Source organism: Streptomyces syringium (assembly GCF_017876625.1).
GTDB lineage: Bacteria > Actinomycetota > Actinomycetes > Streptomycetales > Streptomycetaceae > Streptomyces > Streptomyces syringius.
On record NZ_JAGIOH010000001.1, the window covers coordinates 2,431,827 to 2,455,393 of the forward strand.

General features: G+C 70.8%; 21 protein-coding genes. 8 read left to right on the forward strand and 13 right to left on the reverse strand.

From position 1 onward, the window contains the following. Positions 1–15: 15 nt before the first annotated feature. The 3 genes from JO379_RS10775 to JO379_RS10785 are packed head-to-tail and all read right to left on the reverse strand — an operon-like array spanning position 16 to position 4,642. Positions 16–837 (reverse strand): HAD family hydrolase, encoded by an 822-nt coding sequence (locus JO379_RS10775; RefSeq protein ID WP_130877585.1) that lies wholly within the window; start codon positions 835–837, stop codon positions 16–18. Then, positions 834–3,413 (reverse strand): phosphoribosyltransferase, encoded by a 2,580-nt coding sequence (locus JO379_RS10780; RefSeq protein WP_209514761.1) that lies wholly within the window; start codon positions 3,411–3,413, stop codon positions 834–836. Before JO379_RS10780 ends, JO379_RS10775 begins: the two co-directional genes overlap by 4 nt. Before the next feature lie 35 nt (positions 3,414–3,448). Next, positions 3,449–4,642 (reverse strand): HpcH/HpaI aldolase/citrate lyase family protein, encoded by a 1,194-nt coding sequence (locus JO379_RS10785; RefSeq protein WP_130877587.1) that lies wholly within the window; start codon positions 4,640–4,642, stop codon positions 3,449–3,451. A gap of 206 nt (positions 4,643–4,848) precedes the next feature. Here JO379_RS10785 and JO379_RS10790 point away from each other — a divergent pair, with 206 nt between their 5' ends. Beyond that, entirely contained in the window at positions 4,849–5,967 is a 1,119-nt protein-coding gene (locus JO379_RS10790; protein ID WP_130877588.1) for a TerD family protein, read from the forward strand. 66 nt (positions 5,968–6,033) lie between these two features. Here JO379_RS10790 and JO379_RS10795 read toward each other — a convergent pair whose 3' ends face one another. The 6 genes from JO379_RS10795 to JO379_RS10820 all read right to left on the reverse strand — a co-directional run bounded on the left by JO379_RS10795 (position 6,034) and on the right by JO379_RS10820 (position 10,671). After that, positions 6,034–6,777 (reverse strand): TerD family protein, encoded by a 744-nt coding sequence (locus JO379_RS10795; RefSeq protein ID WP_130877589.1) that lies wholly within the window; start codon positions 6,775–6,777, stop codon positions 6,034–6,036. A gap of 115 nt (positions 6,778–6,892) precedes the next feature. Then, positions 6,893–8,035: a DUF475 domain-containing protein gene (locus JO379_RS10800; protein ID WP_130877590.1), complete on the reverse strand. Its 1,143-nt coding sequence runs from the start codon at positions 8,033–8,035 to the stop codon at positions 6,893–6,895. Between the two features lie 49 nt (positions 8,036–8,084). Next, on the reverse strand, positions 8,085–8,660 hold the full coding sequence (locus tag JO379_RS10805) for a TerD family protein (protein WP_130877591.1): 576 nt from the start codon (positions 8,658–8,660) through the stop codon (positions 8,085–8,087). A gap of 138 nt (positions 8,661–8,798) precedes the next feature. Next, positions 8,799–9,374 carry a TerD family protein gene (locus JO379_RS10810; RefSeq protein ID WP_130877592.1) on the reverse strand — a complete coding sequence of 192 codons (576 nt, stop codon included), beginning with the start codon at positions 9,372–9,374 and terminating at the stop codon, positions 8,799–8,801. Positions 9,375–9,604: 230 nt separating this feature from the next. After that, entirely contained in the window at positions 9,605–10,063 is a 459-nt protein-coding gene (locus tag JO379_RS10815) for a peroxiredoxin (protein WP_130877593.1), read from the reverse strand. A 185-nt stretch (positions 10,064–10,248) separates the two neighbouring features. After that, positions 10,249–10,671: a DUF3052 domain-containing protein gene (locus JO379_RS10820; protein WP_130877594.1), complete on the reverse strand. Its 423-nt coding sequence runs from the start codon at positions 10,669–10,671 to the stop codon at positions 10,249–10,251. Between the two features lie 470 nt (positions 10,672–11,141). Here JO379_RS10820 and aceE point away from each other — a divergent pair, with 470 nt between their 5' ends. Then, positions 11,142–13,874, forward strand: coding sequence for a pyruvate dehydrogenase (acetyl-transferring), homodimeric type (gene aceE, locus JO379_RS10825; protein ID WP_130877595.1), 2,733 nt, complete (start codon positions 11,142–11,144; stop codon positions 13,872–13,874). 105 nt (positions 13,875–13,979) lie between these two features. Here the strand turns inward: aceE and JO379_RS10830 are convergent, their stop codons facing one another. Then, positions 13,980–14,378 (reverse strand): peptidase inhibitor family I36 protein, encoded by a 399-nt coding sequence (locus JO379_RS10830; protein WP_242626015.1) that lies wholly within the window; start codon positions 14,376–14,378, stop codon positions 13,980–13,982. Between the two features lie 375 nt (positions 14,379–14,753). Here JO379_RS10830 and JO379_RS10835 point away from each other — a divergent pair, with 375 nt between their 5' ends. The 4 genes from JO379_RS10835 to JO379_RS10850 all read left to right on the forward strand — a co-directional run bounded on the left by JO379_RS10835 (position 14,754) and on the right by JO379_RS10850 (position 19,010). Then, a complete protein-coding gene (locus JO379_RS10835; protein ID WP_242626016.1) occupies positions 14,754–15,971 on the forward strand; it encodes an alpha/beta hydrolase in 1,218 nt (405 codons plus the stop codon). 110 nt (positions 15,972–16,081) lie between these two features. Beyond that, the gene (locus tag JO379_RS10840; protein WP_130877596.1) at positions 16,082–16,954 is read left to right on the forward strand and encodes a DUF4429 domain-containing protein; all 873 of its coding nucleotides are present in this window, start codon (positions 16,082–16,084) and stop codon (positions 16,952–16,954) included. Positions 16,955–17,052: 98 nt separating this feature from the next. Continuing rightward, positions 17,053–18,321, forward strand: a complete 1,269-nt coding sequence (locus tag JO379_RS10845) for a sensor histidine kinase (protein ID WP_209514763.1) — start codon at positions 17,053–17,055, stop codon at positions 18,319–18,321. Next, positions 18,318–19,010 carry a response regulator gene (locus JO379_RS10850; protein ID WP_130877598.1) on the forward strand — a complete coding sequence of 231 codons (693 nt, stop codon included), beginning with the start codon at positions 18,318–18,320 and terminating at the stop codon, positions 19,008–19,010. The genes JO379_RS10845 and JO379_RS10850 overlap by 4 nt, the downstream gene beginning before the upstream one ends. A 75-nt stretch (positions 19,011–19,085) precedes the next feature. Here the strand turns inward: JO379_RS10850 and JO379_RS10855 are convergent, their stop codons facing one another. After that, the gene (locus JO379_RS10855) at positions 19,086–20,102 is read right to left on the reverse strand and encodes an aldo/keto reductase (protein ID WP_209514767.1); all 1,017 of its coding nucleotides are present in this window, start codon (positions 20,100–20,102) and stop codon (positions 19,086–19,088) included. After that, complete coding sequence (locus JO379_RS10860; protein ID WP_130877858.1) at positions 20,099–20,569, reverse strand: MerR family transcriptional regulator; 471 nt, start codon at positions 20,567–20,569, stop codon at positions 20,099–20,101. Before JO379_RS10860 ends, JO379_RS10855 begins: the two co-directional genes overlap by 4 nt. A gap of 146 nt (positions 20,570–20,715) precedes the next feature. On the opposite strand from JO379_RS10860, the gene JO379_RS10865 reads away from it, so the two are divergent. Then, on the forward strand, positions 20,716–21,534 hold the full coding sequence (locus JO379_RS10865) for a serine hydrolase domain-containing protein (RefSeq protein WP_209514769.1): 819 nt from the start codon (positions 20,716–20,718) through the stop codon (positions 21,532–21,534). Positions 21,535–21,570: 36 nt separating this feature from the next. On the opposite strand, the gene JO379_RS10870 is transcribed toward JO379_RS10865, so the two are convergent. Further along, the gene (locus JO379_RS10870) at positions 21,571–22,254 is read right to left on the reverse strand and encodes a pirin family protein (RefSeq protein WP_130877601.1); all 684 of its coding nucleotides are present in this window, start codon (positions 22,252–22,254) and stop codon (positions 21,571–21,573) included. A 56-nt stretch (positions 22,255–22,310) separates the two neighbouring features. On the opposite strand from JO379_RS10870, the gene JO379_RS10875 reads away from it, so the two are divergent. Beyond that, on the forward strand, positions 22,311–23,495 hold the full coding sequence (locus tag JO379_RS10875; RefSeq protein ID WP_130877602.1) for a PucR family transcriptional regulator: 1,185 nt from the start codon (positions 22,311–22,313) through the stop codon (positions 23,493–23,495). Positions 23,496–23,567 lie beyond the last annotated feature (72 nt).

The following is a 23,567-nucleotide window of genomic DNA, read 5'->3' on the forward strand; positions in this document are numbered from 1 at the left end:
CGTACCCCCGCTCCCCTACGGGCGGAATCCCGGACCGGCTGCCACCGCGCCGAACGCCCGGAGGATCTCCTCGCCCGCCGCCACGCCCTTCGTCTCCAGCGCGGTGACGTGCGGCGCGGTCCAGCCGGCCTCCGCCAGCTCGCCGTGGCCGGGCCGCCAGCCGCGGTCGGCGACCAGCAGCAGGTCGGCGTCGAGCAGCGAGTCACCGGCGGCGAGCACCTCACGGGCGCCCGTCCGGCGCGCGACCTCGGCGACGGCGGCGCTCTTGGTCAGCGGCTTCGGCACGGCGTAGACCTTGCGCCCCTGGAGGGAGACGGACCAGCCGCGCTCCTCGGCCCACACCGAGAGCTCCTTGACCCATTCGTCCGGCAACAGCGGCCGGTCCACGACGAGGTAGGCGAAGAGGTCCTCGGCGGTGCGCTCCTTGAGCAGCCACGCCGGGTCGGCGGTCCGCACCAGATGCGCGCGGACCTCGTCGAGCGTCGCGCACTCGTGGGCGAGCCGCCGCTCCACCCCCGCCCGCCAGTCGCGGTCGGACTCGCCCCGGACGAGCAGCTCCCCGCCGTTGGCGCAGATCGCGAACTCGGGCACGGGCCCGGGCAGCCGGATCCGCCCGTACTGCTCGCGGGTACGGGTGGTGGTGGGCACGAACGTGGTCGTACGGGCGAGTTCGTCCAGCAGGATGGCCGCGGTCTCCGTCAGATACGACAGCGGCTTGTGCTGGTACGTCTCGACGCACAGCAGGCGCGGCGCCTGCGCGTCCGGCATGCTCAGGGCGAGGGCCGCGGCGGAGTAGATGAGGGTCCGGTCGAGGTCGCTGGCGATGAGAACAGTCACTTGGCCGCCACCGCCTTGCCGTCCGCACCGGTCGCGCCCCGGGTGTAGCGGGGGTGGATCAGACCGACGCAGCTGTACGGCAGACCGTCGACCTCCTCCACCGGCACCCCGCGCTGCGCGGCCAGCAGCCGCACATGGTCGAGGTCCGCGCCGACGCCGCGCTGGGCGAGGATCTTCCACGGGACCCGGCGCAGCAGGACGCGCGTGGTCTCGCCGACACCGGGCTTGACGAGGTTGATGTCGTGGATGCCGTAGGCCTCGCTGATGCGCTCGACGGCCGCCCAGCCCTCCCAGGTGGGCGTGCGGTCGGTGGCGGCCAGCTCCTTGACGTCGGCGGTGACGTCCTCGGCGACCTCGTCGAAGCGGGCGGAGACGGTGTCGAGGAAGGCGCCCGACACATCGGTGCCGGCCAGCTCGCGGTAGAACTTGGCGCCGTGGAAGTCGTGCGGGCCGACGAGGTCGGCGCGCAGGACGGTCCGGGATATCAGCCCCGAGACGGTGGAGTTGAGGCACGCGGACGGGATGAGGAAGTCATCGCGGGTGCCGTAGGTCTCGACGCAGTGGCCGGGGTCGGCGAGCACGGCGATCCGGGGGTCGAAGCCCTCGAACTCCTCGAGGGCGTCGGCCAGTTCGCGGGTGATCGCGCCCTTGCCGGTCCAGCCGTCGACGAAGACGACGTCGGCCGGGTCGTGGTGGGCGGCGAGCCAGCGCAGCGCGGTGGTGTCGATGCCGCGCCCCCGGACGATGGAGACGGCGTAGTGCGGCAGGTCGAGGCCGTGGGCGTGCCGCGCCCAGCGGCGCATCAGCACACCCACGGGCGTACCGGCACGGGCCAGCGAGACCAGCACGGGGCGGGGTGACCGCTCGGCGAGCACGGTCTCGGTGACCACACCGACCGCCCGCGCCATCCGGGACGCGGAGGCGTCGAGCGCGGAGTGGAAGAGCGCCTGGTAGTCGGCGCTCGGCTGGTACTCGACCGGCAGGGACTCCGCGTAGTGCGCGCCGCCGCTCTGGATCGCCTCCTCGCGCTCCTCGGTGGGCGCTTCGAGCGATACGCCGGACAGGTCCTGGAGGAGCCAGCCGACCTCGTCGGGGGCGTACGAGGAGAAGGCGGGGCCGCGGAGGGGCTCGGGCATGGACGGCACCTGTCGGTGGACGGGAACGTAAGAGGGAAGAACAACCAACAGAACACACGGAACGAACTCACCGAGGGCATCCAACAACCCACCAGGAGCAGCCAGTTCAGCAGAATCACCAACGGAGTCGACGACCACCACCACGGCGTCGAAACGAGCACCGGCGACGTTGTAGGCGTACCGCTCGCCGGGGCCGTCGGCGGGGTTGTCGTGCGCGGGGAAGCGGATACGGGTGCGGATCGCGTAGCCGGGGTCGTCGACGGCGAGGACGGGTGAGCGGGTGGTGGTGGAGTAGCTCACGGAGATGTCGGACGACAGGCTCTCCAGGGAGTCGGCGAGCCGCAGAGGGGCGTACATCAACTCCTCGTTGCCGAGGACGAGCACCCGCGAGGCATCGGCCGGCAGGGCCTGAGCCAACCGACCGGCCATCTCGGGCAGCGCCGCCTCCAACAACTCCCGATGGACGGGCGTGAACCCGTGCCGACCGCCGTCCGGCAACCCTCCGGGCCAGCCGAGATCGACACGCACGGGGGCGGCCGGAGAACGACGGGAGGCGGCGGGGTCGGAGGGGTGGGGGTCCGGGGCGCTGACGTGTATTTGCGGGCCCGATGTGGGGGCGCCTTCGCGCTCGGGGGTGCCGGGCCCGTAAATATACGGCCCCGGACCCCCACCCCGGAGGCCGCGTCGCCGCACCTCGCTCGCCTCGGCCTCCGAAGACGCGGCAGCCGCCTCGTACTCCGCAACCAGCTCCTGCCCCCGTGCCAGCACATCCTGGGGAAGCCGCACCGACCCCGACGCATGGGCCACGAGATCCACCCGCGCCCCCAGCCCGGCCGCGAACTCCGCCAGCCCCGCCCGGTCGTCGTCCGACCGCATGTCGACCAGGGCCACGACCACGTACCGCTCACGGGGGAAGCGCGCGTGCAGGGCGGCGATGGTGTTCAGGACCGTGCGGCCGGTGGAGAACTCGTCGTCCACCAGGACCAGCGGGCCGTCGCCCGACAGCAGCTCCGGGTCCTCGGGCAGCAGCAGGTGCGAGGTCGCGTGGCTGTGCTCCTCCTCGAAGCCGCCGACGGGCGGGACGCCCGGCACGGGACGCCGGGTGGAGTGCAGATACGGGGCGAGCCCGATGCCGTCCGCCACGGAGTGGCCCAGCCCGGTGGCGGTCTCGGCGTAACCCAGCACGACCGCCCGGGCGGCAGCCGCGTCGCCCAGCAGCTCCCGCACCCGCCGGCCGAGAGCGAGCCCGGGCCCGTACACGGCACGGGGACTCGTGGGGACGTGCTTGCCCAGCACGTTGGAGACGAGCAGATGCGCCCGCTTGGGGTTGCGCCGCAGCGCGAGCCCCAGCAGTTCCGGCAGTGCCGCGTCACCCTCCAGCCCGACCCCGAGCCGGTCCGCGACCCACTGCCCCGACCACACCACGCCGTCGTTCCCCATACCGTCCTTACGCTCGTGCTTCGTATTCATCCGGCTCATCCGGTCTGCACACCCGCTGCCAGCAGCTCCACGAAGCTCACGTCCTCCCGCGCGACACCGAACACCTCGGCGCGCAGCAGGGTCCGCTCGGCCCAGGCCCGGTGCGGCTTCACTTCGTTCATTTTGTTCGTATAGGCGGAGCGCAGCACTCCACCACCGTCGCGTTCCGGCCGCAGGATGTCCTGGGCGTCGCTGAACTCCTCGTGGCTGACGACCGACAGCGCGTGGACGGGCGCGACGTGCGAGGGGTGGATGCAGGTCTTGCCCTGGAGGCCGTTGGCCCGGTCGAGCTGGATCTCGCGGAGGAGGCCGTCCATGTCGTGCCGGATCAGGGCGGTGCGCAGCGCCTCGGCCGGGCCGGCGAAGGGGCTGCGGCGCAGCTGCGGCTTGAACATCCGCTCGGGGACCCGGAAGTACTCCCAGACCGGGCCGGTGACGGTGAAGCCGCTGCCGTCCGCGCGGCCGAGGACATTGACGACGTCGGCTATGACGGAGGCGACGAGCTGGACGTCGTAGGCGGTCATGTCGGGCGCTCTGCGCAGCCCGTACGCGGAGCAGAAGTCCGTCACGCCGAGGCGCAGCGCCAGCACCCGGTCCCGGTACTTCTCGACGGTTCGGGCGATCCCGGCCAGCGTCTCGGTCCGTGTCTCCAGGTGGAGCAGCTCGGGCGACTCGAGGACGGGCATGGCGAAGAGCCGTCGGCCGCAGGCGTTCTCGGCTTCCGTCAGCGCTTCGAGGAAAGGCACCCCGCGCTCTTCGGTGAACTTCGGCAGTACGAACCCGGACAGCAGCCGCCCGGCGGGGCCGAGCCGTCGCACGAGGTCGGTGATCTGCCGGGGCTCACGGACCCGGACGAACAGCAGCGGCACACAGCCGCCCTCCGGTCCGGCCGCACCGGCGGCAGCACCGGCAGCGGCCAGCTCGGCGAACTGCCGGACGAGGTTCTCCTCCGCGCCGGCCACCTCGTCGTCACCGATGGAGTCCTCCAGGCACAGCACCATGGACACGACACCGCGCTCGGCCTGCTTGAGGATGTCCCGGGCGAGCGCGGGCCGGGTCGCGGGACTGTAGAGCGTGGCGCCGAGGGCGACGGCGAGCGTACGCGCCGGGGAGTCCGCACCGAATTCCGCGGGCTCCTGGTGGAACAATCCATTCCGCACCACAGGCGCAAGATGTCCGAAGTGCCTCATCGCTCTCCCCGTGGCTGCGGCTCCACCGGCCGTCCAGCCGGAAGCATGGCCGATTATGGTACGTCCGGCATTGGGTCAAGAGTTCCCCAAGTCCATGACGATCTCATGACTCACGTGGGTCCTTCCGGTGTCCAGTGTTACCGAGACGGCGGCGTAACCGCCCCCTACGTTGTCCGCGGCCCATGCGGGAGGGCAGGATTGCGGGCATGACGCACGCGATGCTGAAGGGGTCGAACATCCCGGTGGAGGCCCGGACCGTACGGGCCGTACTGCGCTGGACTCCCGGCCCGGGCGTCCCGGACGTGGACGCCTCGGCGCTGCTCCTGGGCGACGAGGGGCGTGTGCGATCGGACGAGGACTTCGTCTTCTACAACCAGCCACGGCACCCGTCCGGACTGGTCCGCCATCTGCCGAAAAAGCGGCTGGTCGAGGGCTTGACGGACTCGATCGAGGCCGATCTGGCGATGCTGGACGACTCGGTGCACCGGGTCGTCCTGGCCGCGTCGGCGGACGGCGGCTCCTTCGGCCAGGTCCGGGACCTGCGGGTGCTGCTGTACGACACGGCGGGCGGCACCCAGCCGTCACCGCCGTCCGGGGACCCCGTGGCGGTCTTCGAGGTGCAGCCGGAGACGGGCGACGAGACCGCGATGCTCTGCGGAGAGCTGTACCGCCGCGGGGAGGGTTGGAAGTTCCGGGCGCTGGGCCAGGGCTACGCGTCCGGGCTGGTCGGCCTGGCCACCGAGTACGGGATCTCCGTGGAGGAGCCCGAGGGCGCCGAGGACACAGCCGCACCCGAGGCCGTACCTGGGCCCGCAGCCGAGCCCGAGGCCGTCCCGGCCCCCGCACGGGCCACGGACGCCCCCGAGAGCGCACAGGGCGCACAGAGCGCCACCACGGACGACACGACCCAGGCGGTCGTCCCGGCGCCCGCCTCCGAGCCGCTGAGCGTTCCGCAGCCGGCGGCCCCGCAGCCCCCCGCCACACCGCCCGCGTCCACGTCGGCGCCCGGCTACGGCTACCCGCCGCCGCCCGCGGCACCGCCGCCCGTGCCGCCGTCGGTGCCCGCCGCCCAGCCCGCCTACGGCTACCCCCAGCACCCGCCGGCCCACGCGCCCGCCGCGACGGGGGCGCCCGCGTACGGCTACCCGCAGCAGCCCCCGCCGCCCGTGACCCCGCCCCCGGCGCAGCCGCCGGGGCGGGGTGCATACGGCTACCCGCAGCAGCAGCCGCACCAGCCGTCCTACGGATATCCGCAGGCGCGCCCCGTCCCCGACCCGGCCTTCAGGCTGCCGCCGCAGGGCCCGCAGTTCCAGCAGAACCGATGAGGGCCGGCTGAACGGCCGGGCCAGGCATGAGCGGGACCACGAGCCGGGGGGACCAAAACCCCCCGCTCACACCTTCGTCTTGTACCCCCTGCCCCACTGCAGCCCCCACCCGTACAGCCGGTCCAGCTCCGCCTGGAAGCCGTAGACGTACTTCATCTCGCGCCGCAGGATGATCTCGCCCTTGATGTTCTCCAGCATCACGACGGCGCAGGAGCGGGCCTCGGGGGCGCGTTCGTTGAGCGCGATCTCGATCTGGGGCCCGTTGCCGGGGAAGAGCGTCACCAGGGCGTGCGTACGGTCGAACGCCGGGGTGCCGTCATAGATATAGACGAAGATCAGCAGACGCTTGATCTTGTCGCGGTGGTCCATGTTGACGTAGATCGTCTCGCCGGACCCCGAGCCGAACCGGTCGTCCCCGCTGAGCTGGACGTACGGCGCGCTGTTGAGACTGCCCAGTATGTTGCCGAGCGGTTGCACCACGCCTTTCGCGCCGTCCTGGAGTTCATACATACAGGCGAGGTCCAGGTCCACATTGACCATGGCGGGACCCTGCGCCTGCACCATCTCCGGTCGGAACTTACGGAACGGATGACGCAGCCCGGTGCCGAAGGCGGGCCGGTCGCCGAAGTCCGAGGTCCGCATCCGCCAGGAGAGATTGACCCGCAGATTGCCCGAAAGGGCGCCCTGCTTGGTCAGCGAAAAGGTGGGATTGCGCTTGGTCAGCTCCACCGATCCGTTTGTGCCACTGGTGTCGAACTGGCGTGCGCTCGCCCGCCCCCAGTTGCCGAAAAGCCTGTCCCGGAACTCCATTCCTCAACCCCCACCCTGTTTCGCCCCGAATCACACCCCGAAACCGCGAGCGGGGCGGCCACGAGGACTCGCCTCATGACCGCCCCGCTTAGAGCGTTCCTCGTTTATGCCCCGGTCACACGCCGGACGGCACCTCGGCCTTGCCGCCGGAGCCCGGGTCGCCGTTCCGCGCGAGGGCGCGGTTGCGACGCACGGAGGACCAGAACGACAGGGCGATGAGCGCCACGCCGATGCCTCCGGTGACGACCTCGGGGATCTCGTACCGGATGCTGACCATCAGGATGAGGGCCAGCGCACCGATCGCGTAGTGCGCGCCGTGCTCCAGGTAGACGTAGTCGTCCAGGGTGCCCTGGCGGACCAGGTAGACGGTGAGGGACCGGACGTACATGGCGCCGACACCGAGGCCGAGCGCCATCAGCACGATGTCGTTGGTGACGGCGAAGGCACCGATGACACCGTCGAAGGAGAAGGACGCGTCCAGCACCTCGAGGTAGAGGAACATGAAGAACGCGGCCTTGCCGGCGAGCACGATGGCCGGGGCCTTCTTGCCGCTCTTCTTGGCCTCTTCCTCGAGCTCGTGCTCGCGCTCCTCCTCTTCCTCGAGCTTGTCCTCGAAGTAGCCGGAGAGGCCGCCCACGATCAGGTAGGTGATCAGACCGGCGACACCGGCCAGCAGCACCGTGGCCGCCTTGTCGACGTGCGTGCCGCCGTGCTGGTGCGCCTGCGTCGCGAAGGTCATCGCCGTGATCATCAGGACGATCAGCGAGATGCAGACCGACAGCATGTCGATCTTGCCGAGCTTCGCCAGCGGGCGCTCCAGCCAGCCCAGCCACTTGATGTCGCGGTCCTCGAAGATGAAGTCAAGGAAGATCATCAGCAGGAACATCCCGCCGAAGGCCGCGATCGCCGGGTGGGCGTCCGTCACCAGCTGCTGGTACTGGTCCTTGTCGTTCAGCGCGAGGTCGACCGCCTCGACGGGGCCGACCTTGGCGCTGATCGCCACGATGACGACGGGGAAGACCAGCCGCATGCCGAAGACGGCGATCAGAACACCGATGGTCAGGAAGATCTTCTGCCAGAAGGCGTTCATCTTCTGCAGGATTCCGGCGTTGACCACGGCGTTGTCGAACGACAGCGAAATCTCGAGGACGGACAGGATCGCGACGATCCCGAACGCTTCCCACCCGCCGTAGAACCACGCTGCGACCAGTCCCAGGGCGGTGATGCCGAAGGACCAACCGAAGGTTTTCAGAACCACTGGCTACCCAATCGTGTAAGTACGAGGTCCCCCGCGCCGTGGCGCGGCTTTACGAAACGTTGACCCCGAAGTCTAGAGCGATGCCCCGCAGCCCCGACGCGTACCCCTGTCCGACCGCGCGGAACTTCCACTCTCCGCCGTAGCGATAGACCTCACCGAAGATCATTGCCGTCTCGCTGGAGGCGTCCTCGCTCAGGTCGTAACGCGCCAGCTCGGCGCCGTCGGCCTGGTTGACCACGCGGATGAAGGCGTTGCTGACCTGGCCGAAGCTCTGGCCCCGCGCGTCGGCGTCATGAATGGAGACCGGAAAGACGATCTTGTCGCAGGACGCCGGCACCTGGGTGAGGTCGATCATGATCGACTCGTCGTCGCCGTCGCCGTCACCCGTGAGGTTGTCGCCCGTGTGTTCGACGGAGCCCTCGGGGCTCTTGAGGTTGTTGTAGAAGACGAAGTACTCGTCGCCGAGCACCCGGCCGCTCGCGCAGAGCAGCGCGCTGGCGTCGAGATCGAAGGGGGCTCCGGTGGTGGAGCGCGCGTCCCAGCCGAGGCCGATGGTCACGTTGGTGAGGTTCGGTGCGGCCTTGGAGAGGGAGACATTGCCTCCCTTGGCGAGCGTTACGCCCATGATCTTGATTCCTCCCCGGGATGAAACGAGATGGGTGTCCATGCGCGTCCGGCGCCGCACTCCCGGCCCATGGCGAAGACCTGGGGCGGGTGTGCGGCGCCGGGCGCGAACAGGATCGGCCGTGTGCGACCGACCGGGTCAGACGTTGACGCCGAAGTCCTGGGCGATGCCGCGCAGACCGGAGGCGTAGCCCTGGCCGATGGCCCGGAACTTCCACTCGGCGCCGTTGCGGTACAGCTCGCCGAAGACCATGGCGGTCTCCGTCGAGGCGTCCTCGCTCAGGTCGTAGCGCGCCAGCTCGTTGTTGTCGGCGGCGTTCACCACGCGGATGTACGCGTTGCGCACCTGGCCGAAGCTCTGCGTGCGCGACTCGGCCTCGTAGATGGAGACCGGGAACACGATCTTCTGCACGTCGGCCGGGACGCCGGCCAGGTTGACCTTGATGACCTCGTCGTCACCCTCGCCCTCACCGGTGAGGTTGTCACCGGTGTGCTCGACGGAGCCGTCGGGGCTCTTGAGGTTGTTGAAGAAGACGAAGTTCTGGTCGTTGGTGACCTTCCCCTGGTCGTTCGCCAGCAGGGCGCTGGCGTCCAGGTCGAAGTCCGTACCGGTGGTGGTACGGGCGTCCCAGCCGAGACCGACGATGACCGCGGTCAGGTTCGGGGCCGCCTTGGTCAGCGAGACGTTGCCGCCCTTGCTGAGACTGACTCCCACGAGTCCTCCATTGGTTGAGGGGGCCGGAACCACTCGGCGAGACCTGCGCCCCCGTTGTGCGATGGCATCCGATCAACGTTTTGATCCTAGTGACCGGTTCCCACCGATTACAGGGTCTTGCACTCAAGGGCGCGCGGAGAGCGCTCGGATCACCCTCGGAGTGACTCAAACTACAGCGAAACGGACGGCGGGCGCATACCAGTCGCCCGCCGGACGTATCACCGGCCGGGTCAGAGGGCGGCGAGCGCCTTGGTGTACTCGTTCAGGTCGCGCGCGTCCGGCAGGCCGTTGACGATCGTCCAGCGGACGACGCCCTCCTTGTCGATGATGAAGGTGCCGCGGACCGAGCAGCCCTTCTCCTCGTCGAAGACGCCGTAGGCGCGGCCGGCCTCGCCGTGCGGCCAGAAGTCGGACAGCAGCGGGTACTCCAGGCCCTCCTGCTCGGCGAAGACGCGCAGCGAGAAGGGGGAGTCGCTGGAGACGGCGAGCAGCTGCACGTCGTCGTTGGCGAACTGCGGGAGCTCGTCGCGCAGGGCGCACAGCTCACCGGTGCACACACCGGTGAACGCGAAGGGGTAGAAGAGCAGTACGACGTTCTTGTGACCACGGAAGTCGGAGAGCCGGACGGTCTCGCCGTGCTGGTTCTTCAGCTCGAAGTCCGGGGCCTTGGTGCCGACCTCAATCGCCATGGGTTCGCATCCCTCGTCTCGACAAAATGCCGGCCACGGTTCGGTCGATCACGGCCTCACCCGCCGGCGGGTTGCGGCCAGTGTGTCACTGCGCCCCCCGCGCGATACAGCGCGCCCCCCGGCAGCGGTGCTGCCGGGGGGCGCGGTGGTCGTGCTCGGCGGTGAGAAGGCCGGCCCGGAAGGGGCTAGCGCTTCGGGGCGACCAGGCGGGCGCCGGACCAGTCCTTGGCCACGCTGACGGTCTTGGTCTGGCTCAGACCCGCGGTCTGGGCCGCCTCGCTGGTGTCGCTCGGCTCGATGTAGCCCTCGCGGCCGGTCTTGGGCGTCATCAGCCAGATGATCCCACCGTCCTCGAGCAGGCCGATGGCGTCCACGAGCGCGTCCGTCAGGTCGCCGTCCTCGTCGCGGAACCACAGGACGACGGCGTCGGCCACGTCGTCGTAGTCCTCGTCGACGAGATCCTGGCCGGTGGTCTCCTCAATGGCCTCGCGGAGCTCCTGATCGACATCGTCGTCGTAGCCGATCTCCTGGACCACCTGTCCGGGCTGGAAACCCAGCCTGGCGGCAGGGTTGGTCCGCTCCTCCGCGTGGTCCGCGGTCGCGCTCACGGATTGCCTCCTGTCTTGTTTCGAGAAAATGTCTTGTGTTCCTCGCTTTACGCGAGGCATTGGCGGTAGTCCACACGTGACGGGCGGTTCGCGCAAGTACCCGGCCCTCCACCCCGCCCAAACGTTGACGTCTCGCCTCAACTCCAACCATGGAAGAGCACGGGCGAGTGATTCATGACACAGCGTTCTGTCGGTTTTGTGAAGTTGCACCGCACGATTACGGCAATCGGGTCCGAACGGCCGTACGCGGACGACCCCCATAGGGGGCGTATGGTTGCGATTTGGCTGCCGCGCGTCGGTCGGCCTTCGGCGCTTCATCTCGCGAGCGGTGGTTACCGATCGGTAGAGATGACGTTTGCGCCGCCGCGGTCCACGATGGGACGGCGCGACATAAGCAAAGACCGTATGTGACCGCGTGCGCAGCATCGTTTGCGTGCAGGGCACAACGACCCGAACAGCGAAGGAACAGCGTGGCTCCCGGATCCGATCGCAACCCGATCATCATTGGCGGCCTTCCCAGCCAGGTCCCGGACTTCGATCCCGAAGAGACCCAGGAATGGCTCGACTCGCTCGACGCAGCCGTCGATGAGCGAGGCCGGGAACGTGCCCGCTACCTCATGCTTCGCCTGATCGAGCGCGCGCGTGAGAAGCGTGTGGCCGTGCCCGAGATGCGCAGCACGGACTACGTCAACACCATCGCCACCAAGGACGAGCCGTTCTTCCCCGGCAACGAGGAGATCGAGCGCAAGATCCTCAACGCGACCCGGTGGAACGCGGCCGTGATGGTGTCGCGCGCCCAGCGCCCGGGCATCGGCGTCGGCGGCCACATCGCCACCTTCGCCTCCTCCGCGTCGCTGTACGACGTCGGCTTCAACCACTTCTTCCGTGGCAAGGACGAAGGCGACGGCGGCGACCAGATCTTCTTCCAGGGCCACGCCTCCCCCGGCGTCTACGCCCGTGCCTTCCTGCTGGACCGACTGTCCGAGCAGCAGCTCGACGCGTTCCGCCAGGAGAAGTCCAAGGCCCCCTACGGCCTGTCCAGCTACCCGCACCCGCGGCTCATGCCGGACTTCTGGGAGTTCCCGACCGTCTCGATGGGCCTCGGCCCCCTCGGCGCGATCTACCAGGCCCGCATGAACCGCTACATGGAGGCGCGCGGCATCGCCGACACCTCCAAGTCCCACGTGTGGGCGTACCTGGGCGACGGCGAGATGGACGAGCCGGAGTCGCTCGGCCAGCTGTCGATCGCCGCCCGTGAGGGTCTGGACAACCTGACCTTCGTCGTCAACTGCAACCTGCAGCGTCTCGACGGTCCGGTCCGCGGCAACGGCAAGATCATGCAGGAGCTGGAGTCGCAGTTCCGCGGCGCCGGCTGGAACGTCATCAAGCTCGTCTGGGACCGCTCCTGGGACCCGCTGCTCGCGCAGGACCGCGACGGCATCCTGGTGAACAAGCTCAACAGCACCCCGGACGGCCAGTTCCAGACGTACGCGACCGAGACCGGTGCGTACATCCGTGAGCACTTCTTCGGCGACGACCAGCGTCTGCGGAAGATGGTCGAGGGCATGTCCGACGACCAGATCCTGCACCTGGGCCGTGGCGGTCACGACCACAAGAAGATCTACGCGGCGTACGCGGCGGCCAAGGCGCACAAGGGCCAGCCGACCGTGATCCTCGCCCAGACGGTCAAGGGCTGGACGCTCGGTCCGAACTTCGAGGGCCGCAACGCGACCCACCAGATGAAGAAGCTGACGGTCGACGACCTCAAGCGCTTCCGGGACCGTCTCCACATCCCGATCGCCGACAAGGAGCTGGAGTCCGGCCTGCCGCCGTACTACCACCCGGGTCGCGACTCGGAGGAGATCCAGTACATGCACGACCGCCGCAACTCGCTGGGCGGCTATGTGCCGACCCGCGTCGTGCGCGCGAAGCCGCTGGCCCTCCCGGACGACAAGGCCTACGCGACCGCGAAGAAGGGCTCGGGACAGCAGTCGATCGCCACCACCATGGCCTTCGTCCGCATCCTGAAGGACCTCATGCGGGACAAGGAGATCGGCAAGCGCTTCGTGCTGATCGCCCCCGACGAGTACCGCACCTTCGGCATGGACGCGTTCTTCCCGTCCGCGAAGATCTACAACCCGCTCGGTCAGCAGTACGAGGCCGTGGACCGCGAGCTGCTGCTCGCGTACAAGGAGTCCCCGACCGGTCAGATGCTGCACGACGGCATCTCCGAGGCGGGCTGCACGGCCTCCCTGATCGCGGCGGGCTCGGCCTACGCGACGCACGGCGAGCCGCTCATCCCGGTCTACGTCTTCTACTCCATGTTCGGTTTCCAGCGCACCGGTGACCAGTTCTGGCAGATGGCGGACCAGCTCTCGCGCGGCTTCGTGCTGGGCGCGACCGCCGGTCGTACGACGCTGACCGGTGAGGGTCTGCAGCACGCGGACGGTCACTCGCAGCTGCTGGCGTCCACGAACCCGGCCGTCGTCTCCTACGACCCGGCGTACGGCTTCGAGATGGCGCACATCATGAAGGACGGCCTGCGCCGGATGTACGGCGAGAACGCCGAGGACGTCTTCTACTACCTGACCGTCTACAACGAGCCGATCCAGCACCCGGCCGAGCCGGCGGACGTGGACGTCGAGGGCATCCTCAAGGGCCTCTACCGCTTCAGGACGGGCGAGCAGGGCGCCATCCCGGCGCAGATCCTCGCCTCCGGTGTGGCGGTTCCGTGGGCGCTCGAGGCCCAGCGGATCCTGGCCGAGGAGTGGAACGTCAAGGCGGACGTCTGGTCGGCGACCTCCTGGAACGAGCTGCGCAAGGACGCCATCGAGGTGGAGGAGCACAACCTCCTGCACCCGGAGGAGGAACTGCGCGTCCCGTACGTGACGAGCAAGCTCCAGGGCGCCGAGGGCCCGAAGGTGGCCGTGTCCGACTGGATGCGGGCGGTTCCGGACCAGATCTCGCGCTGGGTGCCGGGCACGTACACCTCGCTGGGCGCGGACGGCTTCGGCTTCGCGGACACGCGTGGCGCGGCCCGTCGCTTCTTCCACATCGACCCGCAGTCGATCGTCCTCAGCGTGCTCACCGAGCTCGCCAAGGAAGGCAAGATCGACCGCTCGGCGCTGAAGCAGGCGATCGACCGCTACCAGCTCCTCGACGTCGCGGCGGCCGACCCGGGCGCCGCGGGCGGCGACGCGTAGTCGCTCGCGCGACGGCGGGAACCGACAGCTACGGCCCGTGCCCCCGACCAGCGTTCGCTGGTCGGGGGCACGGGCCGTTGTGGCGCGTGGTGGCCGCTTCGGCGTTCAGCTCTCCCAGACCTTGTACGCCCTCACCTGATAGGGCGACTCCGGCACCCAGCTCCCGGAGGGATACGTGGCGAACTCGCCCGTTTCCCCGCAGGTCGCGCTCTGGTACGTGGTGACGGGGCGTCCCGTGCGGTTGACGAGGGAGGCCGCGCTGCTGCCCGCCGGTAAGGTCACGCAGCTCTCGATGTCGATGTCCGCGAGCTCGCTCGTGGCCCGGCCGCCGCGGAAGCCGGTCTTCTGCCACAGGCACAGCTGCCCGGCGGCGCAGTCGCCGGTCGCGACGCGGGCCGTGCGGGCCGGGGACGGCGCGGGCGCGGCCTGCGCGCTCGTGGCGGTCCATGTCCCGGCGAGGGCAGCGAAGCTCATGGCGAGGGCCGCGGTGCGGATCGTCCGCATATGGATCACTCCCCTGAATCGGAAGAACCTGAATCGGATGAATCGGAATGACGCACGCCGATCCTCCTCGCCGGTGATCACCGCTGCCAAGAGCGAAAAGCGGGCAGGGCCCTGATAGGGGAAACGGGTCGCGCGGACGGAGGAGTCGTGCGCCGCGTCGCCGGTCCGGGTGATGCCGGTCACCCGAAGGTGCGGCCCGGGGACATCGCCACAGCCGCCGACGCCCCCGCATCTCGTCCGGATCGGACCCGTGTTGGCGGAAAATTGGCGTAACTGAGCGGGGTGGGCACGAGTGTGCGTAATTGCCCTTCATCAAACGTGAGATAGCTCACCGGCTTCCCGGATGGCCACAGGTTTCTCCTAGGGTGTCTCGCGGTGACTTCTTTCCCGGAGCTCGGCTCTCCCTCCTCCCTGCCCTGGACGAACTCGACCACGGCCATGCGCGCGCTGCTCGCCCTGGCCGTGGTGTTCGTCATGCTCGCCACGACCGGCTGGACGGCGGTCAGAGGTCATCAGGGGAACTCCGACCCGAGAGCGGCCTCGCTGAGCGCCTGGCTGCACGACTCCATAGCGGGTCGTCCGCTGCCCGCCCCCCAGGCGGGGTCCGCCGTCGTGGCCCGCTTCCTCGGCTCACTCTCCGGCGGTCAGCGGACCCGGCTCGCGGAGCGCTATCCCCTGGTCGTCGGCAATCTCGACGGCGCCCCGGTCGAGCTGCGCTACCGCGCCAACCGGATCGCCCTCGCCAAGGCCCGTGCCGTCGAGGAGCGCCGTCGGCACGCGAGCGGGCTGACCCCCTCCGGCCGCCACGAGGCGGGGCGCCGCATGCACCGCTTCACCTCGCTGATGGCCGACGGCCGGCAGATCCTCGCCTTCGACCCCAGCGGCTCCGGCCGGGTCGCCGAGGTCTTCGGCGACCTCGACCGGGCCGACCGGGTCTCGGTCGTGGTGCCCGGCGTCGACACCAATGTGCTGACCTTCGAGAAGACCCAGCGCGCCCACACCGCGCCCGTGGGCATGGCCCGCTCGCTGTACGCGGCCGAGCGCAAGGCGGCCCCCGGCACCAGGACCGCCGTCATAGCCTGGGCCGACTACACCTCGCCCAACGGCGTCGGCATGGACGCCGCGACGGGCAAGCTCGCCGCCGAGGGGGCGCTGCGGCTGCGGGCGATGGTGCGGGCGCTGCCCGGCACCTCCCGGGCCTCGCTGTTCTGTCACAGCTACGGCTCGGTCGTCTGCGGTGTCGCCGCCCGCGAGCTGCCCTCCCGGGTCACGGACGTCGCGGTGGCCGGCAGCCCCGGCATGCGGGCCGAGCGGGTCTCCGAGCTGGGCACCAGCGCCCGGATCTGGGCGATGCGCGATGCGGACGACTGGATTCAGGACGTTCCGCACCTGGCCGTCGGGGGCCTCGGCCACGGTGCCGACCCGGTTTCCGCGGCCTTCGGGGCCCGGCTGCTGTCGGCCCGGGACGCGAAGGGTCACGCCGGTTACTTCGAACCCGGCACCGTCAGTCTCGCCAACTTCGCCGGCATCGGCGTCGGCGCCGTCACCTCCGTCATCTGCGCGAAGGACGACGCCGACTGCTCCGCGGCCTGAGCCGGAACCGGCCGGGTCCGGCCGGTCACCGGCCCCTTCAGGCCATCGGTTTGACGCGCGTAGCGCCGGGAGGGGGGACGGGCGGGCGACCGCCGCATACGATGAAGCGCATGGGTGATGTGCTGGCCGGTTTCCATGCCGCCTGGGAGTTCGACACCGACTCCGTGCTCATCCGCTTCGAACGGGGGATCCGCACGCCGAAGCTGCTCCAGGCGCTCGGCGAGCGACGTATCCCCTACGAGGCGCTCGCGGCCGTCGAGCCGGCCTCGGGGAAGCGCGGCACGGTGGTCCTGCGTGCTGTGCCCAGACCGGGCGCGGATCCGCTGATCGACGCGGCGGACGGGCAGCTCAAGGAGAGCTGCGACCCGTACCGGCTGGTGCTGCCCGCCGAGCGCGAGCTGCTCGCGGAGTACTACGCCGACGAGATACGGGCCAGGCTCGGCCCGCGTGCCGCCGAGCCCGCCGAGCGGCATCTGGTCGCCGCGCCCGTCCCCCCGCTGTCCTTCAAGGCCTACGACGGCAAGGCGTCCTTCGACGGCAGGGCCGTCTCCTTCCGCTGGTTCTGGACCGGCGCCTCCTCCGCCAAGTGGAAGGCCGGCGACCAGCGGTTCCCCGTCGAGGAGTTGGCGGGCGTCGAGTGGCGCTCCCCGGATGTCCTCGGCGGTCATCTGCGGCTCGTCCCGCGCGGCACCGAGGACAGCCGGCCGGGCGATACCGACCAGGACCCGGCGGCCGTCGTCTTCGGTATGGGGTACGGCCTCGTCCACGAGTCGCTGCCCTTCGCGGCGGCGGTCCTTCAGGCCGTGCGGGACCGGTCCGGCCGCAGCGCCCCCGTTCCCGCCCCGCGCCGCGTGCCCGCCTACCGCCCCGACCCGGGCGGTATCGCCGACCGCATCCGCCACTTGGGCGCGCTGCACGAGGCGGGGCTGCTGACCGATGACGAGTTCAGCGCGAAAAAGGCGCAGTTGCTGGCCGAGCTCTGACGGCACCCGGCCGGGGCGGGTGATACCCGGGTATGACACCGGGGTCGGCACCTCGGTGTGATGTCCGGCCGGTCCCGGCCGCCTAGGCTGAGCAGGCCATGTCCAAGTCACGTAACACCACACCACCGGCGCCCCTGTTCGGCCGTTCCCGGCGCCGCTGGGTGCGGCGGCTGCCGTACGGCGTCGCGATCCTCTTCATCGCCGTCCTGCTGCCGGTCACCGGCATGGTCCTCTCGCAGGACTACGGGCTGCACCCGGACCTCGCCGTCGCGCTCGCCGTGCTGCAGACCCTGCCCCTGCTGATGGCCGTCCGCCGTCCGCTGCGGGCCTGGGCGATCGTCTTCACCGCCGACGTGGGGTGCGCGGTGGCGCTGCTGACCGTCCCCGCGCAGGACGGCCGGCCCTGGCCGTGGACGCCGATGTCGATCATCGACATGCTGCTGCTGACCCTCGCCGTCGGCCTGCGCGAGCGGCGCCGCACGCTCCTGGCGGTCTGGCTGCTGCTCCTCTCGGCGAGCGTCGTCCTCCGGAGCGTCTCCCCCGAGCGGGACAACGGCACCTGGGGGGCGTTGGTCGTCCTGAGCGGCGTGCTGCTCGTGGTGGGCGGCGCGCTGCGCGAACGGGGCGACGCCCAGCGGGCGCTGGCCGAACAGGAGACCATCAGCGAGGCCGAACGGGCCCGCCGCACCCTCCTGGAGGAGCGCACCCGCATCGCCCGCGAGCTGCACGATGTCGTGGCCCACCACATGTCGGTGATCACCGTGCAGGCCGACAGCGCCCCCTACCGTCTCGACGGCCTGCCGCCGGAAGCCCGGGAGGAGTTCGCCTCGATCGCCGCGACGGCCCGCGAGTCGCTGACCGAGATGCGCCGGCTGCTGGGCGTGCTGCGCAGCGAGGACGCCTCCGGCGAGGGCGGCGGGTCGGAGCGTGCGCCGCAGCCGGGTGTGGAGCGGATCCCGCAGTTGGTCGAGGCGACCGTACGGGCCGGGCTGCCGGTGGAGTTGTCGATGCCGGACCCGCTGCCCACCGGGCTGCCGCAGACCGTGGACCTGTCCGCCTACCGCATCACGCAGGAGGCCCTGGCCAATGTCGTCCGGCACGCCCCGGGCGCGAGGACGCGGGTGTCGGTCACCGTCGACGCGGACGGCAGCGGTCTGATGGTCCTGGTCGTCAACGCCACCGCCCCGGACGCGGACGCGCCGCCCCTGGAGACCAGCGGCACGGGCCACGGCCTGGTCGGCATGCGCGAACGCGTCCGCCTGGTCGGGGGCACCCTCGACACCGGCCCGCTGCCGGGCGGCGGCTTCCGGGTGGCTGCCCGGCTCCCGTTCACCACGAACTCAGCAGAGGAACTCTTCACCGCATGACCATCAAGGTGATCATCGTCGACGACCAAGCCATGGTGCGGGCGGGCTTCGCCGCCCTGCTCGCCGCCCAGTCCGACATCGACGTCGTCGGCGACGCCCCGGACGGGCGGCAGGGCGTGGAGGTGAGCCGCCGCACGCACCCGGACGTGGTGCTGATGGACGTCCGCATGCCGGAGATGGACGGCCTGGAGGCCGCCCGGCAGCTCCTCGACCCGCCGACGGGGGTGACGCACCGTCCGAAGGTGCTGATGCTCACCACGTTCGACGTCGACGACTACGTCTACGAGGCGCTGCGCGCGGGCGCTTCCGGCTTCCTCCTCAAGGACGCCCCGCCGGCCGACCTGATCTCGGCCGTCCGCGTCGTCGCCGCCGGCGAGGCCCTGCTGGCCCCCTCGGTCACGCGCCGCCTCATCGCGGACTTCGCCAGGCAACGCCCCGCGCCGCGCAAGAACCCCGCCCTGCGCCTGGGCGGCCTGACACCCCGTGAGACCGAGGTCCTCGAACTGATCGCCCGGGGCCTGTCCAACCAGGAGATCGCGGGCTCGCTGATCCTGGCCGAACAGACCGTGAAGACCCACATCGGCCGCGTCCTCGCCAAGCTCGGCCTGCGCGACCGGGCCCAAGCGGTGATCTACGCCTACGAGTCGGGCCTGGTAGCCCCGGGCACATCAAGCCCGTCCGGCGATTGAGGACGCGCCCGAAGGGCGCCCCCGCCGCAGGCGGCAGGACGGCCCGCGGCCGAAAGACCCCGCCGGGGCGAACCGCTACTCCCGACCGACCGCCGTAAAGGACATGTCCGTGTAGCGGTTCCCCGCGACCTTGGTCGCGATCGGCTCCAGCTGTGCCAACTCCGCCGCGTCCAGCGCGATGCGCGTCGCCGCGAGGTTCTCCTCCAGGCGGGTGCGCTTGCGCGTTCCCGGGATCGGGATCACGGCCAGGCCGTGGACCTCCGCGCGCTGCTGCACCCAGGCCAGCGCGATCTGCGCCAGGGAGACGCCGCGCGCCTCGGCGATCTTCCGCACCGGCTCCAGCAGGGCCGCGTTCGCCGCCGCGTTGTCGCCCGTGAAACGGGGCTGCGTACGCCGCCAGTCCTTGCTGTCCAGCTCCTTGTCCGCGCTCACGAACGAGCCGGTCAGGAAGCCGCGGCCGAGCGGCGAGTAGGGCACGAAGGCGACGCCCAGCTCCTTGGCCGTCTCCACGATGCCCTCTTCCACGTCCCGGCTGAACAGGGACCACTCCGACTGCACCGCCGCGATGGGGTGCACGGCGTGGGCGGCGCGCAGTTCGCCCGGGGAGACCTCGCTGAGGCCGAGGTGGCGGACCTTGCCCTCCGCGACCAGCTCGGCCATCGCACCGACGCTCTCCTCCATCGGCACGTCCACGTTGCGGCGGTGCATGTAGTAGAGGTCGATGTGGTCGACGCCCAGGCGGCGCAGGCTGCCCTCGACGGACGCGCGGATGTAGGCGCGGTCGTTGCGTATCGCCTGGAACGACGGGTCGTCCTCACGGCGCTCGATGGCGAACTTCGTGGCGAGGGTGAGGCGGTCCCGGTTGGCCCGGACGAAGGGCGCGATGAACTCCTCGTTGCGCCCGAAGCCGTAGATGTCGGCGGTGTCGAACAGCGTGACGCCCAGCTCCAGGGCGCGCTCCAGCGTCGCCCGGGCCTCGGTCTCGTCGGTCGGCCCGTAGGAGGCGCTCATGCCCATGCAGCCGAGCCCCTGCACGCCGACCAGCGGGCCGCCGGTGCCGAGACCTACGGTGTCGATCCTGTCATTGCTCATGTGCGTGAGGCTCCTTCGGACGCCCTGCGACGGGCGTCGGCATAGATATCGATCTTGTAGTCGAGGACGTCGAGCGTGCTCCGCAGCTCGGCGATGCGCCGCCGCACGTCCTCCCGGTGCGCGCACAGCAGCCGCTCGCGCTCGGCAACCGTCTCCTCGCCCTGGCGCACCAGTTCCGCGTAGCGGACCATGTCGGCCACCGGCATGCCGGTCAGCCGCAGCTTGCCCACCAGGTCCAGCCAGTCCAGGTCGCGGGGCCCGTAGCGGCGCTGCCCGGTGTGCGAGCGGTCCACCAGGGGCATCAGCCCGATCCGCTCGTACCAGCGCAGGGTGTGTGCGGACAGGCCGGTGTAGTCGGCCACTTCACTGATCGTGAAGCGGTCCCGCCCCTCCGGGCGCCGGTGCCGTTCGCGCTCCAGCGCGCCGCACGCCCGCACTCCCGTCGGCGCGTTCTCGGTCACGGTCATCGCAGTCCCCATCAGTACCCCTCCGCATGGCTGCACGGTCTGTGCCCTTGCGACGGACTCAACGCTAGAGAGTTGGAGTGCACTCCAGGCAAGCGGAGACTTGAGGCAATCCTGTCCTGGCGGGGCACCGGGTTAGGCTCGTCGCCATGGAGAGCCTGCGCAAGATCGAAAACTGGCCGGTGGAGCACGCCGCGGCCGCCGTGGTCCGTGCCGACGGCAGCTGGGCGGGGTCGCACGGGCCGACCGACCGCCGGTTCGCGCTGGCGTCCGTGACCAAGCCGCTGGCCGCGTACGCGGTGCTGGTCGCGGTCGAGGAAGGCGCGATCGAGCTGGACGAGCCGGCCGGTCCCGCCGGCTCCACGGTCCGTCATCTGCTCGCGCACACGTCCGGGCTGGCCTTCGACGAGCAGCGGACGATGGCCGAGCCGGGCACCCGGCGGCTGTACTCCAACGCCGGGTTCGAGACGCTCGGCGACCATCTCGCCAAGGCCGCGGACATCCCCTTCCCGGAGTATCTGCGGCAGGCGGTGCTGGAGCCGCTCGGCATGACGGCGACGGACCTGCCCGGCTCCCCCGCCAAGGACGGCGTCTCGACGGTGGCCGACCTGGCGCGCTTCGCCGCCGAACTCCAGGCGCCGCGGCTGCTGTCCCGGCAGACCGTGGACGAGGCCACGTCGGTGGTCTTCCCCGGGCTGCCCGGGGTGCTGCCGGGCTTCGGACACCAGCGGCCGAACGACTGGGGCCTGGGCTTCGAGATCCGCGACGGCAAGTCCCCGCACTGGACGGGCACTTCGTCCTCGCCCCGCACGTACGGTCACTTCGGCCAGTCGGGCACGTTCCTGTGGGTGGACCCGGACGCGAACGCCGCGTGCGTGGCCCTCGCGGACCGGCCCTTCGGCGACTGGGCGATCGAGGCCTGGCCCCCGCTCACCGACGCGGTCCTCGCGGAGCTGCGCGGGGCGTGACCCGTCCGGCCACGAACACGGGCCCCCGCGCCGGGGTCATCCGAAGTGCGGCTCGGCGTGCATCTCCCACACGAGCAGCTCGGCGGGGTCCACCGCCTCGGCGCGCAGCCGGCCCGCGTCCACGACGCGCGCCGCGTCGCCCGCCCGCAGCTCCTCCCCCGCGAGGCGGACGGCTCCGCGCACCACGTGCGCGTACAGCCACGGCGCGGCCGGCAGGTCGGCGCCGTGGCCCCGGCCGAGCCGCCACACGCGCAGGCTCGCGTCCGCCCGCGTCAGGGCGTAGGGCGTGCCGTCGGCGAGGCCGCGCACGACCTCGTACGAGGGATCCCCGCCGAACTCCGACGGGGTGAGCCACATCTGCAGGAACCGCAGCGGGGCGGCGCCCGCGTTGCGCTCCACGTGCCGCACGCCCGCGCCCGCGCTGAGGCGCTGGACGTCGCCGGGGCGCACCACCGAGACATGGCCGGTGGAGTCCTCGTGGGTGAGCTCGCCCTCGATGACCCAGGTGACGATCTCCGTGTCCCGGTGCGGGTGCTCCGCGAAGCCGGCGCCCGGTGCCAGGTGCTCCTCGTTGCAGGCGGAGAGCGGACCGAAGCGCACATTGTCCGGGTCGTAGAAGCCGGCGAACGAGAAGGCGTGCCACGTTTCGATACCGGCCGGTAGGTCCCCGCCGCGGAAGCGTTCCTCCGCCCGTTGGATGATCGGTCGTCCGTGCGTCATCGGGCTACGGTAGCCCGGCGACCCCGCTCCGCACCCGAATAAGGCAGGCTTGTCCCGTGCCTGAACCCGCCGCTAACACCCCGCATCCGCACAGCGCCACCCTCCGCCGCCTGGAGAAGTCTTCCGGCACTCTGGCCGCCGCCGCCATCGCCCGCATGGATGCCCAGCTGCCGTGGTACCGGGCCATGCCCCCGGAGAACCGGTCCTGGATCGGCCTGGTCGCCCAGGCCGGCATCGCGGCTTTCACGGAGTGGTTCCGGCATCCGGAGACTCCGCAGGCGATCAGCACGGATGTCTTCGGGACGGCTCCCCGGGAGCTGACCCGGGCGATCACGCTGCGCCAGACCGTGGAGATGGTCCGCACGACCATCGAGGTCATGGAGTCGGCCATCGACGAGGTGGCGGCCCCGGGCGACGAGTCGGTGCTGCGCGAGGCGCTGCTCGTCTACGCCCGCGAGATCGCCTTCGCCACGGCCCAGGTGTACGCGCAGGCCGCCGAGGCACGCGGCGCGTGGGACGCCCGGCTGGAATCGCTGGTGGTCAACGCCGTGCTCTCGGGCGAGGCCGACGAGGGGGCGCTCTCCCGCGCCGCCGCCCTGGGCTGGAATTCGCCCGCGCACGTCTGCGTGGTGCTGGGCACCGCCCCCAACGGTGACAGCGAGCTGACGGTCGAGGCGATCCGCCGGGCCTCGCGGCACGCGAAGCTCCAGGTGCTGACGGGGGTGCTCGGGGACCGGCTGGTGGTGATCGCGGGCGGCTCGGACAATCCGCTGCAGACGGCGAAGGCGCTGATCGGCCCCTTCGCGGCCGGGCCCGTGGTGGCCGGACCGGTGGTCTCCGACCTGCTGGCCGCGACGCGCTCCGCGCAGGCCGCGGCCGCCGGGCTCAAGGCGTGCGCGGCCTGGCCGGACGCGCCCCGGCCGGTACTGGCCGATGATCTTCTGCCGGAGCGGGCGATGGCCGGTGACGCGAACGCCCGTGAGCAGCTGGTGGAGGAGATCTACAGACCGTTGGAGGAAGCGGGCTCCGCGCTGCTGGAGACGCTGAGCGTGTACCTGGAGCAGGCGAGCAGCCTGGAGGGCGCGGCACGGATGTTGTTCGTCCACCCAAACACCGTGCGATACCGCCTTCGACGTGTGACGGACGTCACCGGATGGTCACCCTCCGATGTGCGCTCCGCCTTTACCCTGCGGGTGGCGCTGATCCTGGGGCGTCTGGCCGACGCGGAGTCGCAGTCTTAGTCTTTTGTCAGACGTCAACAATTCCCCTGACGGTTCTTCGTCCCTGTCCCCACGGGTGGCCGATGCCGTCCA